Source organism: Ruegeria sp. HKCCD7251, from assembly GCF_013031165.1.
Classification (GTDB): domain Bacteria; phylum Pseudomonadota; class Alphaproteobacteria; order Rhodobacterales; family Rhodobacteraceae; genus Ruegeria.
This window is the reverse complement of sequence record NZ_WPZC01000001.1, coordinates 327,569-341,565: the sequence shown is the minus strand read 5'-3', so window position 1 is coordinate 341,565 and position 13,997 is coordinate 327,569. Positions and strand designations below refer to the sequence as shown.

Sequence of the window (13,997 nt, the reverse complement as noted above, 5' to 3'; positions counted from 1 at the left end):
CTCCCGGACCGGCGCACGAATTACGCACTCTGCTGGATGAGCCTCGCGCCGGACCCTTCAGACCAAGCATGAACGGCTGCTCCGAACGCTTTGAACAACGGCCGCGACACGGGATCGTTTTCAGCATCCCATTCCGGGTGCCATTGAACCGACAGGGTGAAGCCCGGCGCATCCTTGACATAGATCGCCTCTGGCGTCCCATCCGGCGCATGGCCTTCGATCACAATCCTATGTCCCACGGTTTTGATACCCTGCCCATGCAGCGTGTTTGTCATCACCTCACAAGCGCCCATAAGCCGATGGAACACACCACCTTCGGACAGGGTCACGATATGGCGCAGCGCGAATTTTTCTTCCAGCGTTCCATCGGGCGGCATACGGTGGTTCATCCGACCCGGCAGCTCGCGGATTTCCGGATACAACGTTCCGCCCATTGCGACGTTGACCTCTTGGAACCCCCGACAGATTCCAAAGAACGGCTGCCCTCGCTCGACGCAGGCCCGCACCAGCGGCAGGGTGATCGCGTCACGCGCACGGTCAAATTCACCATGCGCTTCGGTCTCGGGTTCACCGTATTCTTCCGGGTGCACGTTGGGTCGACCACCCGTCAGTAGAAAGCCGTCGCACACCTCAAGCAATTCTTCGACCGAAACATAGCGCGGATCAGCCGGGATCAGCAGCGGCAGACAGCCCGACACGTTCGCCACGGCTTCAGAATTCATCGTCCCGCCCGCATGGGTCGGGTATTCATCGTTCATAAGGTAAGAGTTGCCGATGATACCGACGACGGGCCGAGACATTCCGCTTTCCTAATCTGTTGCGCGTTTCACGAAAGCTATCCGCAGGGTCAAAAGCGTGCAATAGCACACCCCCTGTGTATCAGCGCAAGTACTTGTTCACCCCTGCACATTAGGGCACCTGTGACGGCATTTGCCCATTTTGGCGTCGTTCCGCGAATTCCGCAGATCAAAGAGCATCTGCTGCTCGCGGAATATTTCAACCAATCAGACTTCGCCGACCAGACCAGCGGCCTCTATCCCGGCCATCGCCGCAACAGCATCGTTGTCCGAGGTATCGCCGGTCACACCAACGGCCCCAATCACAGCGCCCTTCTTGTCGCGCAGCAACACGCCGCCCGGAACCGGGACGACCTGCCCGCCATACACTCCGTTCACGGCGGCCATGAAATAAGCCTGCGCCTCGGCCCGCGCCATCTGCGCCGTGCCCGCCATGCCCAGCATGACCGAGCCATAGGCCTTGCCCTGCGCAATCGCAAAGCGGCCTGGCGCGGCACCATCTTCGCGTTCAAACGCAATCACATGCCCGCCGGCATCCAGAACTACAACCGAAAGCGGTTTCAATTCCAACTCACGGCCCTTTTCCAAAGCTTTGCGCACAATGGTGCGCGCCTTACGCAATGTAACAACCAACCCTGATCCCTTTCATCTGGCCAAAAATATCCTCGGGGGAGCGCGAGGGGGCAGACAGCCCCCTCGTTCCCATTCTATCCACTCAACCCAAGCTGGCTTTCAGCTCCAAACGGCGGGCGTGCAGGACCGGCTCGGTATAGCCCGAGGGCTGCACCCGACCTTTGAAAACCAGATCACAGGCCGCTTGAAACGCAATACCGTCAAATTCAGGAGCCATCGGGCGGTAGCTTGGGTCGCCCTTATTCTGACGATCCACCACGGCGGCCATCTTCTTCATCGCGGCCATCACCTGTTCCTCGCTGACCACATCATGATGCAGCCAGTTGGCCAGCGCCTGCGACGAAATCCGGCAAGTCGCGCGGTCTTCCATCAGGCCGATATCGTTGATGTCCGGCACTTTCGAACAGCCCACACCCTGATCGACCCAGCGCACCACATAACCAAGAATGCCCTGTGCGTTGTTCTCGACCTCACGCGCAATTTCATCATCGCTTGGGTTACGCCCACCCAACAGCGGAACCGTCAGCAGATCATCCAGCGTGCCGCGCGCTCCACCGGCGGCAAGCGCATCCTGACGGGCCAGAACATCGACCTTATGGTAATGCGTGGCGTGCAGGGTTGCGGCGGTCGGTGACGGCACCCAAGCGCAGGTCGCGCCGGACTTCGGGTGGCCGATCTTCTGATCCAACATGTCCCCCATCCGGTCGGGCATCGCCCACATGCCTTTGCCGATCTGCGCCTTGCCCTTCAGACCACAGGCCAGACCGATATTGACATTGCGATCCTCATAAGACGCAATCCACGGTGTCGCTTTCATATCGCCTTTGGGCAACATCGGGCCTGCCTCAATCGAGGTATGAATCTCATCCCCCGTGCGGTCCAGAAAGCCGGTGTTGATAAAGGCCACACGCGATTTCGCGGCGCGGATGCATTCCCGCAGGTTGGCCGAGGTGCGGCGCTCTTCATCCATGATGCCCAATTTCACGGTGTTGCGCGGCAGGCCAAGGATGTCTTCAACCATATCGAAAATCTCAACCGCAAAGGCCACTTCGGCGGGGCCGTGCATCTTTGGCTTGACCACATAGACCGACCCCTTGACCGAGTTTCCGCCCTCACGCTGCAGGTCATGCATCGCAATCAGCGTGGTGCAGAGCGCGTCCATCAGGCCCTCGCCAATCTCATTGCCATCACCGTCCAGAACGGCCGGATTGGTCATCAGGTGGCCCACATTGCGGATCAGCATCAGCGAGCGGCCTTTCAACACGGCCTGTTCGCCGCCTGCGGTGGTATAGGTCAGGTCATCAGCCAGCTTCCGAGTGAAGGTGGTGCCGCCCTTGGTTACCTCTTCGGCCAGATCACCCTTCATCAGACCCAGCCAGTTGCCATAGGCCACGACCTTGTCCTCGGCATCCACACAGGCGACCGAGTCCTCGCAGTCCATAATCGTGGACAGCGCCGATTCCAGATGAACGTCAGCAATTCCAGCCGGATCAGCCGCGCCAATATTACTAGAGGCATCGACGACGATTTTCACATGCAGCCCGTTATTCTTCAGCAGTACGAAATCGGGCTTCTCAGCCTCACCGCCAAAGCCAACAAATGCCGAAGCGTCGGCCAGCGCGGGTACCAGCGCACCGCCTTCGACGCGCAGATCGGACACATCGGCCCACGACCCTGCGGTCAGCGGCACAGCATCATCCAAAAAGCTTTTGGCCCAGGCAATCACACGGGCGCCGCGCGCTTCGTCATACCCTCCAGCGGCGGGCAGATCACCCATCGCGTCGGTTCCATACAGCGCATCGTACAGGCTGCCCCAACGTGCATTGGCGGCGTTCAGCGCAAAGCGGGCATTGGTGATTGGCACAACCAGTTGCGGGCCGGGAATGGTGGCAATCTCAGGGTCGACATTGGCGGTTTTGATCTGAAAATCTTCGCCTTCTTCGACCAGATAACCGATCTCACGCAAGAAGGCTTGATAGGCGTCGGCGTCATGATCCTGACCTTTACGGTCCACGTGCCATGCGTCGATCCGGCCCTGAAGCTCTTCTCGTTTGGCAAGAAAGGCACGGTTTTTCGGTCCCAACTCGGCTACCATCCGCGACAGACCATCCCAGAACGTATCGGCGGATACACCGGTTCCCGGCAGGGCCTTGCCCTCGATGAATTCGGCCAGAACCGTATCGACCTGAAGTCCGCTGCGTGCCTGTCTGCTGCTCATTTGGTGTCTCTCCGCCATTGTGCGCCATTGTATGCAGCCTGCATTTAGGCCGATTGTTTCCGATAGGCAACTTTCGACGTCACATTTAAACCCTTCGGCGTTGCACGAAGCTGCTTCAAATACGACAAGGCAATGAAGCCGCTGTTGCAGCCCATCGCCTCAGACCATAACGTCGCGCCAGTTATCAAATGATGCGAGGTCCCGATGCGCGACGCTGCCCCCCAAACGATCTACCTGAAAGACTACACGCCGTTCGGCTACATCGTGGATAGCGTGCATCTGACCTTTGATCTGGCCGCACACGCCACCCGCGTCACCTCGCGCATGGCGTTCCGCCCCAACCCTGAGGCGACGGACCGCACATTCTTTTTGCACGGCGAAGACCTGACCCTGATCCGCGCGTCCATTGACGGCATCGATGTCACGCCCGAGGTGACCGACAAGGGTCTGACCGCCCCTGCCCCCGATGCACCCTTTGTTTGGGAGGCTGAGGTTGAGACCGACCCCGGCAACAACACCGCGCTTGAGGGGCTGTATATGTCGAACGGCATGTACTGCACCCAGTGCGAGGCCGAAGGGTTCCGCAAGATCACCTACTACCCCGACCGTCCCGATGTGATGTCCACCTTTACTGTGCGCATCAACGGCGATCTTCCGGTGTTACTGTCCAACGGCAACCCAAGCGGCAAAGGCGAAGGCTGGGCCGAATGGACCGACCCATGGCCTAAACCCGCCTATTTGTTCGCGCTCGTCGCGGGCGATCTGATCGCGCATCCCGGCCGATTCACCACCATGTCGGGCCGGGACGTCGAACTGAACCTCTGGGTGCGTCCCGGCGACGAAGGTAAATGCGCTTTTGGTATGGAAGCGCTGAAAAAATCTATGAAATGGGATGAAGACGTCTATGGCCGGGAATACGATCTGGACGTGTTCAACATCGTGGCCGTCGACGATTTCAACATGGGCGCGATGGAGAACAAGGGGCTGAACATCTTCAACTCTTCCGCCGTTCTGGCCAGCCCCGAGACCTCAACCGACATGAATTTCGAACGGATCGAGGCGATCATTGCCCATGAGTATTTCCACAATTGGACCGGCAACCGCATCACCTGCCGCGACTGGTTTCAGCTGTGTTTGAAAGAGGGGCTGACCGTGTTCCGCGATGCGCAGTTCACGTCCGACATGCGCTCGGCCCCGGTGAAACGTATCCACGATGCCATCGACCTGCGCGCGCGGCAATTCCCCGAGGATAACGGGCCTTTGTCCCATCCGGTGCGACCCGAAAGCTTTCAGGAAATCAACAACTTCTACACCGCCACCGTCTACGAAAAAGGCGCCGAAGTCATCGGGATGCTAAAACGGCTGGTCGGGGATAAGGCGTACACGAAGGCGCTGGACCTGTATTTTGATCGTCACGACGGTCAGGCCTGCACCATCGAAGACTGGATCAAAGTGTTCGAGGATACGACGGGCCGTGATCTGTCACAGTTCAAACGCTGGTACAGCCAATCCGGCACCCCCCGCGTGACCGTGGCCGAGGATTGGGCAGACGGCACCTATACTTTGACCCTGTCGCAACGCACCGAACCGACCCCGGGGCAGGATGAGAAACTGCCGCAGGTGATCCCGGTGGCCGTGGGCCTGCTGAGCCCCAACGGGGATGAGGTCCGCGCGACCGAGGTGCTGGAACTGACAGAGGCCAGCCAGAGCTTTACCTTCACAGGGCTGGCCGCCAAACCGACGGCTTCGATCCTGCGGGATTTCTCGGCCCCGGTCATTCTTGAACAGAATCAGAGCAATACCGAACGCGCCTTCCTACTGGCCCATGACACGGACCCGTTCAACCGCTGGCAGGCCGGGCGTTCGTTGGCCGAAGACACTCTGTTGGCGATGATCCAAACCGGTGCGTCGCCTGATGCCGACTATCTTGACGGGCTGCTGGCCGTGCTGCGCGATCGTGATCTTGACCCGGCCTATCGTGCACTGATGCTGGGCCTGCCGACACAATCGGAACTGGCGGCAGCTCTGCACGAACGCGGTTTAACACCTGATCCAATGGCGATCTGGACCGCAGTAGAAACCCTGCGGCAGGTCACGGCGCAACACGTGCAGGACTTGCTACCGCGCCTGCACAGCGAAACCATGATTGATGCGCCCTTTAGTCCTGACGCCGATCAATCAGGCAAGCGTGCGCTGGGTGGGGCGGCACTGGCGCTGACCACGCGATTGGATGGCGGAGCCAAGGCCGCTGTCAGCTATGAGACCGCTGACAACATGACCCTGCAACTTTCCGCCCTATCCTGCCTACTGCGCGCTGGCAAAGGTGAGGCTGAATTGACCGCCTTCTACGATCAGTGGAAGCACGATCGGCTTGTGGTGGACAAATGGTTCGGCCTGCAGGTCGCGATGGCCGCACCTGAATCCGCTGCGGATTCAGCACGCAAACTGACTGAGCATCCAGATTTCAACTGGAAAAACCCAAACCGATTCCGCGCGGTCATTGGTTCTTTGGCGATGAATCACGCTGGCTTCCACCGCGAAGACGGCGCTGGGTATGCGTTGCTGGCCGACTGGTTGATCAAGCTGGATCCGGTCAACCCGCAAACCACCGCAAGGATGTGCTCGGCCTTTCAGACTTGGAAACGCTATGACGCGGGCCGTCAGGACCTGATCCGCACGCACCTGAGGCGCATTGCCGATACAGCGGACTTGTCGCGTGATACGACCGAAATGGTCTCGCGTATTCTGGGCGCATGACACCGTTCACTTATACACGTCATAACCGAACACCCCGAACGGTCGTGATCCTGATCCTTGTGTATGCGGCGTTGATTTCGCTGGTGATCCTGTTTGACGCCGTCTGGTGGCTGATTGGGTTGCTGGCGCTTCCAACGCTGCCGGCCCTTTGGGACGTTGTACGGGATACCAGCGCGGGCCTGTCGCTTGATCAGAACAAGCTGAATTGGTTCACCGGCAATCGAACAGCCGAGGTGAAATTGTCGGAAATTCACTATGTCCGCTTTGACACCCGCTGGGATTTTTCCGTGCGCGTTTCGTTGATTACGATCTCGGGAAAACGAATTCGGCTGCCGGATGAGTCGATCCCCCCACACGCAGAGTTTGAGTCCATCTTTGAGCGGGCCGGGATCCGAGTGGAGCGGCATCACTTCAGTGTATTCTGACGGCAATGCCGGGAAAAAAGTCTCACTGTTCACCAAAACGACACAAATACCCCCCCAAATCTTGAATTTGATGCAAATTCCAGAGAAGCTTGGTTCCTAAGTTACCAGTTTTTACAGTTCCGAGTTTCACCATGTTCCGGTTGTTCCGCACCTCTTCATCCAACGCACAGGCTTCTTCTCTGCCGATGCCGTCCGACTTGGCGCTTTCGCCTGAGGTCGCTGCGGCAATGCCTGATCAGGGGCAGTTGAATATCCCTGTAGCAGAGCTTCAGGCCGAGGATCTGGTGGGTCGCAAGACGATCGAAGCCGGGCGTCATCTGGCGCGTCAGGGCCGCTGGTCCGAGCTGTCGCGGCAAATGCGGGCCGCGGACGAGGCTCGGGAGTCTGCGCCTGACGGTATGCCGATTGCAGACCTTCTGGCGTTTGGTGCCCGCGCCGACGTTGTTCTGGCGGTTGAGCACGCGCTTTCTGATTGGAAAGCGCTGTCTGATTATGACGTGCTGTGTGGCATTTCCGAACTGGAAGACGAAATGCGAGAGCACGAAGGCGATCCGATGATCGCACTGGTTGTTGCACTTGCACATATTGATCTGGCCTGGGCATGGCGCGGGACCTCCGTGGACGCGAAATTGCCGCCCTTGCACCAATCGCGCTGCGCTGCACATTTCGACCGGGCGGCAGCAATCCTTCCGAAATGCCGCGAGGCCGCACCCGAAAGCCCGCTTGTTGCTGCGGCCGACTGCGCTCTGCTGGCCGGGCAACGTAAGTCGAACATCCGGGTGGCCGACAAATACGAGCGTCTGATTACTCTGGACCCGCACAATCAGCGTCACATGCGTGCTATGGGCACCCACCTGCTGCCGCGTTGGTTCGGCAGCTATGAAGAGCTTGAGGTTCAGGCCCTTCGCAACGCCGCACGGACACACGAAATCTGGGGTGCTGGCGGGTATACCTGGGCGCAGTTCGACGCGATTGCCCTTGACCCAGAGGCATGTGCCCGGCTGGACGTGGAATATTTCCTGGAAGGGCTGCGTGACATCCTGCGTCAACGCCCCGATCAGGAAACCGTCAACATGTTGGCCGCTTATTGCGCCATCACCATTCAGAACGGGCTTGGCCTGAACGAAAAAGCCGATGAAGTACGCGCGCAAATTCATGAGGCTGCGAACTGGCTGATCCGTGATCACATGACCGAGCTGCATCCGCTGATCTGGGCGCATGCTGCGAATGGGTTCAACAACTCGGTCCGCATCAACTCGCCCGAGAGGTTTGCGGCGCGTGGTCACCGCGATGCCCTGCGTGCGATTGGCGATTTGTTCCGTGAAGAATTGCGCAGCGGCATGGACGTCACCTTTACGCCTTCGGGTCTGCACCTGTCAGGTCACTGATTCCCCCTTGCTCCTTTGGCGCAGCGCGCCTAATACGCAGGCTTAGACTTCTGCGGAAATAGAGGCGCTCCATGCTCGACCTGACATACGAAATGCCCAAAATCAAAACCATTGCCGGGGCCAAGCACGATTGGGAACTGGTCATCGGGATGGAGGTGCACGCTCAGGTCTCATCCAACGCCAAGCTGTTTTCTGGTGCATCGACCCAATTCGGGGCGGAGCCGAATTCGAACGTGGCCTTTGTGGACGCCGCGATGCCGGGGATGCTGCCGGTCATCAACGAATACTGCGTTGAACAGGCGGTGCGCACCGGGCTGGGCCTTAAGGCGGATATCAACCTGAAATCGGCCTTTGACCGCAAGAACTATTTCTACCCCGACCTGCCGCAGGGCTATCAGATCTCCCAGCTTTACCACCCCATCGTGGGCGAAGGTGAAGTACTGGTGGAAATGGGCGACGGCACCGCGCGCATGGTTCGGATCGAGCGCATCCATATGGAACAGGACGCGGGTAAATCCATCCACGACATGGACCCGCATATGTCCTTTGTCGACCTGAACCGGACCGGCGTCTGCCTGATGGAGATTGTCAGCCGCCCCGACATCCGTAGCCCCGAAGAAGCCGCCGCCTATATCGCCAAGCTGCGCCAGATCATGCGGTATCTGGGCACCTGTGATGGCAACATGCAGAACGGCAACCTGCGGGCGGACGTCAACGTGTCGATCTGTTTGCCGGGTGCGTATGAGAAATATCAGGAAACACAGGATTTCTCGCATCTGGGCACACGGTGCGAAATCAAGAACATGAACTCGATGCGCTTTATTCAACAGGCCATTGAGGTTGAAGCCCGCCGTCAGATCGCCATTGTCGAAGGTGGTGGTGAGGTCGAGCAGGAAACCCGCCTGTACGACCCGGACAAGGGCGAGACACGCTCGATGCGATCCAAGGAAGAAGCGCATGATTACCGCTATTTCCCCGACCCCGACCTGCTGCCGCTTGAGATCGAGCAGGCGTGGGTGGACGACATCGCCGCCAAACTGCCCGAACTGCCCGACGCCAAGAAAGCGCGCTTTATCGAGGCGTTTGGCCTGACCGATTACGACGCCTCGGTCCTGACTGCTGAGGTGGAAAGCGCCTCCTATTTCGAAGAAGTCGCCAAGGGCCGCAACGGCAAACTGGCCGCAAACTGGGTGATCAACGAACTGTTCGGCCGGTTGAAGAAAGAAGACCACGATATCACCGATAGCCCCGTGTCTCCGGCACAGTTGGGTGGGATCATCGACCTTATTTCCTCGGATGCCATCTCAGGCAAGATCGCCAAGGACCTGTTCGAGATCGTCTATACCGAAGGCGGCGACCCCGCGCAGATCGTGGAAGAGCGCGGCATGAAGCAGGTCACCGACACCGGCGCGATTGAGGCTGCGTTGGACGAGATCATCGCCGCCAACCCCGCTCAGGTTGAAAAGGCCAAGGTGAACCCCAAGTTGGCAGGCTGGTTCGTGGGTCAGGTGATGAAAGCCACCGGCGGCAAGGCCAACCCCAAGGCTGTGAACGAGCTGGTGAGCAAGAAACTAGGCGACTAAGTCATCGAAAATTAGTGCAAGGGCGGCAAGGGGCATCCCCTCTGCAGCCTTTCTTTTGCGCTGTGGCGTGGCAACACACGCTGCGGACTGCGCGAAGATGACTTTCCCAATAGCCTCAACATGCTAGATTGCCGGGAACGAACAGGTAGGAAGAACCGATGCCGCGCTACGAATACAAAGTTGTCGCCGCCCCGCAAAAAGGCGGCAAGGCGAAAGGGGCCAAGACCGCCGAAGACCGGTTTGCCGTCTCGATTGAACAGGTGCTGAACCAGATGGGTCAGGACGGCTGGGAATACCAGCGCGCGGAATTACTGCCCAGCGAAGAGCGTTCGGGCCTGACCAGTTCTACCGTGAACTGGCGCAATGTTTTGGTCTTTCGGCGCGAAATTGAAGTGAACTTTGTCTCAACCCGTGGCCCAAGCGAAACGCCCGAGGGTGTGCCGTTGGCGCAGCCCTTACCCGGACCCGAGGCCGTTGTTGCCCCAGCCCCAATTGCCGAAGAGGTGAAAGAACCCCCACTGTCGCTGAAAGGGGCAGAAGCACCCGAGCAACAAGATAAACCCTAGCCAAGTTCGAACTTATCCGCAGCACGCCTGCCCCGCCTGAATCGGCGGGCATGGCACTGTCGCGTAGGAGCAATAGACACAGCAATCACCTTCCAGCGGCTTCAGGATTTCACGACACGATTTGCATTCGTAAAACCACTGGCACGCGTCTGTTGGCATAGTTTCCGTTTCGGCATGTCCGCAAGCGGGACAAGTCAAAGTCGACTCGAGAATTATGGTTGTCTCTGTGTCTTCCATCTCCCCCTCCTCAATAAACGAGTTGGCGCATTTACTCCCCAATATCCAGCGCCAGCGCGTGAATACGTGGCACGATATCGCCGAGCGCTTTATGCACAGCCCTGTGACGCGCGACTCGGGATTGTCCCTTGAAGGCGGCCGCGCGGATACGGACGTTGAAATGGCTCTCACCGCCCTCTTGATACCCCGAATGCCCACGATGGCTTTCGCTGTCGTCAACTACCTCAAGCTCATGCGGATCAAAGGCAGCTTGCAGGCAGGTTCGGATTTCGTCGGTCACAGTCATTTTTACGCCTAGCGGTAAAAATTTTACCGCCCCCCTCTTCTACTTTCGGCTGCTTAGACTAAACTGCTGCCTCCGAGTCGAGAAGATGCGTTCTTAAGGATCACAGCATGACGAAATCAGACCCTTTCGGATTCGATATGTCCGTCTCCAGCGCCAAGAAAAAGAACCCGCGCGGGCGCCGGGGGATGTCGGGCGCGTCTGAGACATCGGTGCGAATCTGCGACCATGAAGGCTGTGAAGAGGCGGGCAAATTCCGCGCGCCCAAAGCGCCGGATGTACTGGATGATTTCTTCTGGTTCTGCCAGCAACACGTGCGCGAATATAACCAGAAGTGGAACTTCTTCGACGGCACGACCGAGGCCGAACTGAACGCGCAGCGGTCGAAGGACAAAGTGTGGGAACGTGAAACCAAGCCCATGGGTGACCCCGAAGCCCGTGCATGGGCGCGTTTGGGCATAGAAGACCCGCATCAGGTTCTGGGCGCAAACGCCACCAAGAACCCTGGCCGTACTTCCGGCGGCGGTGGCCGCCGTCTACCCCCCACTGAACGCCGCGCGATTGAGATTCTGGAAGCCAATGACAGTTGGACCAAAGCCGAGGTGCGTAAGGCTTACAAAAAACTGATCAAAGTACTGCACCCGGATATGAACGGCGGCGACCGGTCCCAGGAAGAACAACTGCAAGAAGTCGTCTGGGCCTGGGATCAGATCAAGGACAGCCGGAATTTTAAGTAATTCGGCACATCGCTAAAACAAACCTTGCAATGCGTTGGCTTCGGCCCGCTTGAGGCAACGCAGCCGCGTTTTTAGCATTGATCTGGTACCTTCCAGTTCGGGAAATAACGCAAGCAATTCGGCGACGTCCTCGCGCTGAAAGGACTTTAGCGCGCGATCCCCCAGATACAGGCTTTCGCTGTGCAAACCCTGGGAAGTCAGTATAGCGTGTTCCTCGCAGGCGATGTGATAGTACGTCACCGGCTTATCTGCTTGCACTTGATGAACCGTATCTCCGTTGACCAGATGAATAGCGGCGCAAAATACGCTCTCTTCACCAAACAGCAATTCGGCCCGCCACCCCTCGAGAACGATCCGGTGCTGGGGTGACACATATAGATCCCGGTTGGGCAATCCCGCACCCAACGCGTCCCGTTGGATCCGCACTGGCCGGTACTTTGGCTGTATACGCAAGGTCTGCGCAGTAAGGGTTCGCTGACCGATCCAGACAATGGGTAGAGATTGTCCCCCTGCCCCGCGAACCCATTCCCCAATTTTCAGGTCTTCTACCGGGCGTGGACCCCGATCTGTCTCGATTAATGTTCCCGCCACAAAGCATGGCGGGTCCGTTGGGTCGAGATCGCCCTCATCAATCTTCCAATTTCCGGTTTGCATTGGGCCAGTCGGATCATCGGTATCCCAGGCATAGATATTGCCGCCAACTTGGATAAATTCACCGGATTCCCCTGTGCCCCGATAGTTCCCTTGACCAAGATAGGTATAGGGCTGAAAGGTCGTTCCCCCATCAAACGAAATTGTCTGGCCATCAATGATCGCGGTTTGGGTCGAGTTGCGAACGATATAGTCGCCACCACCGGTGGTCCCGACATTATGAAGGAGCACGTCAAATGGCATGGACCGCGCCCCTAGCCCTGCAAGGTATCAAAACAGTCCGACCACCGCCCGACATGACGCAGCAATCAAAAGAGGCTTTGATCTTGGAACCCATGACCAACACTCTGCACTCATACAAAAAACACCATGTATTATCACCTTAATTGTCAATTAACGCAAATCAAAGGCGCGCAGGCGACTATTCGGGTGATTGCCGCAGAGCCATCCGAGAATTGCTAAAACGTCCCGACAGACGACCGATGACCGGCTCAGAATGAATGGTTGGGAAACATTTCAAACTCGCCCTGGGCTGGTGAAGCGACACAGCCCCAAAGGCCCTCAGCGACATTTCTCAGTGACGAAAAATACACGACTTTCAGGCCAGCACCGAAGAAACACCCGCCTGCGCCACTGCTCAGGCGGCTTTCCCTTGCCCTTGCTCTCAATATGTTGCACCACACACAGTGTCGAAGGCCCCTCGTGAGGCTGCGGTATCAGGATAAGGACGACAGGCATGGATTGGCCGATTGACGCAAACGCAAAACCATCAGATGAGATTTCGGTTCGCGAAGTCTTCGGCATCGACACCGACATGCAGGTCAAACGCTTCTACGAAGTGACCGAGCGGGTGCCCGAGATTGATCCGACCTATAAGTTCGACCCTGATACCACGCTGGCGATTTTGGCAGGATTTACCCACAACCGCCGGGTGATGATCCAAGGCTATCACGGCACGGGTAAGTCGACGCATATTGAACAGGTTGCCGCGCGTCTGAACTGGCCCGCCGTGCGCGTTAATCTCGACAGCCACATCAGCCGGATCGACCTGATCGGCAAAGACGCGATCAAACTACGCGACGGCGTTCAAATCACCGAATTCAGCGAAGGTATTCTGCCTTGGGCCCTGCGCAATCCGGTTGCGATCGTGTTCGACGAATACGACGCCGGGCGCGCGGACGTGATGTTCGTGCTGCAGCGCGTGCTGGAAGCCAACGGCAGCCTGACCCTGCTGGATCAGAACGAAATCCTGACGCCGCACCGGTATTTCCGCATGTTCGCAACCGCCAACACCGTTGGTCTGGGCGACACGACGGGTCTGTACCACGGCACCCAGCAGATCAACCAGGCGCAAATGGACCGCTGGTCTTTGGTCGCAACGCTGAACTACCTCAGCCATGACGCTGAAACGATGATCGTTCTGTCCAAGGCCCCTCATTATAACACGGCGGAAGGACGCAAGATCGTTAGCCAGATGGTCACTGTTGCAGACCTGACACGAACCGCCTTCATGAATGGCGATCTGTCCACAGTCATGAGCCCCCGAACGGTCATCAACTGGGCGCAAAACGCCGAAATTTTCCGCAATGTCGGCTACGCGTTCCGCCTGTCTTTCCTGAACAAATGTGATGAACTTGAACGTCAGACGGTTGCCGAGTTCTACCAGCGCTGCTTTGACGAAGAACTGCCTGAAAGCGCGGCAAACGCCTCATTGGGATAAGT

At 58.1% G+C, this 13,997-nt stretch carries 13 protein-coding genes; 7 read left to right on the top strand and 6 right to left on the bottom strand.

What is annotated here, in order from left to right; genetic code table 11:
* Nucleotides 1–20: 20 nt before the first annotated feature.
* From GOX75_RS01685 to GOX75_RS01675, 3 genes are all read right to left on the bottom strand, one after another.
* Complete coding sequence (locus GOX75_RS01685; protein ID WP_171120725.1) at nt 21–800, bottom strand: gamma-glutamyl-gamma-aminobutyrate hydrolase family protein; 780 nt, start codon at nt 798–800, stop codon at nt 21–23.
* A 204-nt stretch (nt 801–1,004) separates the two neighbouring features.
* On the bottom strand, nt 1,005–1,430 hold the full coding sequence (locus tag GOX75_RS01680; protein ID WP_171120723.1) for a heme-binding protein: 426 nt from the start codon (nt 1,428–1,430) through the stop codon (nt 1,005–1,007).
* Between the two features lie 82 nt (nt 1,431–1,512).
* On the bottom strand, nt 1,513–3,648 hold the full coding sequence (locus tag GOX75_RS01675) for a malate synthase G (protein WP_171120721.1): 2,136 nt from the start codon (nt 3,646–3,648) through the stop codon (nt 1,513–1,515).
* Nucleotides 3,649–3,852: 204 nt separating this feature from the next.
* Between GOX75_RS01675 and pepN the strand changes: the two genes are divergently transcribed.
* From pepN to GOX75_RS01650, 5 genes are all read left to right on the top strand, one after another.
* Entirely contained in the window at nt 3,853–6,405 is a 2,553-nt protein-coding gene (pepN, locus tag GOX75_RS01670; RefSeq protein ID WP_171120719.1) for an aminopeptidase N, read from the top strand.
* On the top strand, nt 6,402–6,830 hold the full coding sequence (locus GOX75_RS01665; RefSeq protein ID WP_171120717.1) for a hypothetical protein: 429 nt from the start codon (nt 6,402–6,404) through the stop codon (nt 6,828–6,830). The genes pepN and GOX75_RS01665 overlap by 4 nt, the downstream gene beginning before the upstream one ends.
* Nucleotides 6,831–6,961: 131 nt before the next feature.
* Nucleotides 6,962–8,218: a hypothetical protein gene (locus GOX75_RS01660; protein WP_171120715.1), complete on the top strand. Its 1,257-nt coding sequence runs from the start codon at nt 6,962–6,964 to the stop codon at nt 8,216–8,218.
* Between the two features lie 71 nt (nt 8,219–8,289).
* The gene (gatB, locus tag GOX75_RS01655; RefSeq protein WP_171120713.1) at nt 8,290–9,801 is read left to right on the top strand and encodes an Asp-tRNA(Asn)/Glu-tRNA(Gln) amidotransferase subunit GatB; all 1,512 of its coding nucleotides are present in this window, start codon (nt 8,290–8,292) and stop codon (nt 9,799–9,801) included.
* A gap of 158 nt (nt 9,802–9,959) precedes the next feature.
* On the top strand, nt 9,960–10,367 hold the full coding sequence (locus GOX75_RS01650; RefSeq protein ID WP_171120710.1) for a DUF4177 domain-containing protein: 408 nt from the start codon (nt 9,960–9,962) through the stop codon (nt 10,365–10,367).
* Nucleotides 10,368–10,379: 12 nt separating this feature from the next.
* On the opposite strand, the gene GOX75_RS20290 is transcribed toward GOX75_RS01650, so the two are convergent.
* Nucleotides 10,380–10,604 carry a GDCCVxC domain-containing (seleno)protein gene (locus GOX75_RS20290; protein WP_254428668.1) on the bottom strand — a complete coding sequence of 75 codons (225 nt, stop codon included), beginning with the start codon at nt 10,602–10,604 and terminating at the stop codon, nt 10,380–10,382.
* A gap of 31 nt (nt 10,605–10,635) precedes the next feature.
* The gene (locus GOX75_RS01645) at nt 10,636–10,890 is read right to left on the bottom strand and encodes a BolA family transcriptional regulator (RefSeq protein ID WP_171120708.1); all 255 of its coding nucleotides are present in this window, start codon (nt 10,888–10,890) and stop codon (nt 10,636–10,638) included.
* Between the two features lie 107 nt (nt 10,891–10,997).
* On the opposite strand from GOX75_RS01645, the gene GOX75_RS01640 reads away from it, so the two are divergent.
* Entirely contained in the window at nt 10,998–11,624 is a 627-nt protein-coding gene (locus GOX75_RS01640) for a J domain-containing protein (RefSeq protein ID WP_171120706.1), read from the top strand.
* A gap of 12 nt (nt 11,625–11,636) precedes the next feature.
* On the opposite strand, the gene GOX75_RS01635 is transcribed toward GOX75_RS01640, so the two are convergent.
* On the bottom strand, nt 11,637–12,518 hold the full coding sequence (locus GOX75_RS01635; protein WP_171120704.1) for a Hint domain-containing protein: 882 nt from the start codon (nt 12,516–12,518) through the stop codon (nt 11,637–11,639).
* Between the two features lie 493 nt (nt 12,519–13,011).
* Here GOX75_RS01635 and cobS point away from each other — a divergent pair, with 493 nt between their 5' ends.
* Nucleotides 13,012–13,995, top strand: coding sequence for a cobaltochelatase subunit CobS (gene cobS / locus GOX75_RS01630; RefSeq protein ID WP_171120702.1), 984 nt, complete (start codon nt 13,012–13,014; stop codon nt 13,993–13,995).
* Nucleotides 13,996–13,997: the final 2 nt, after the last annotated feature.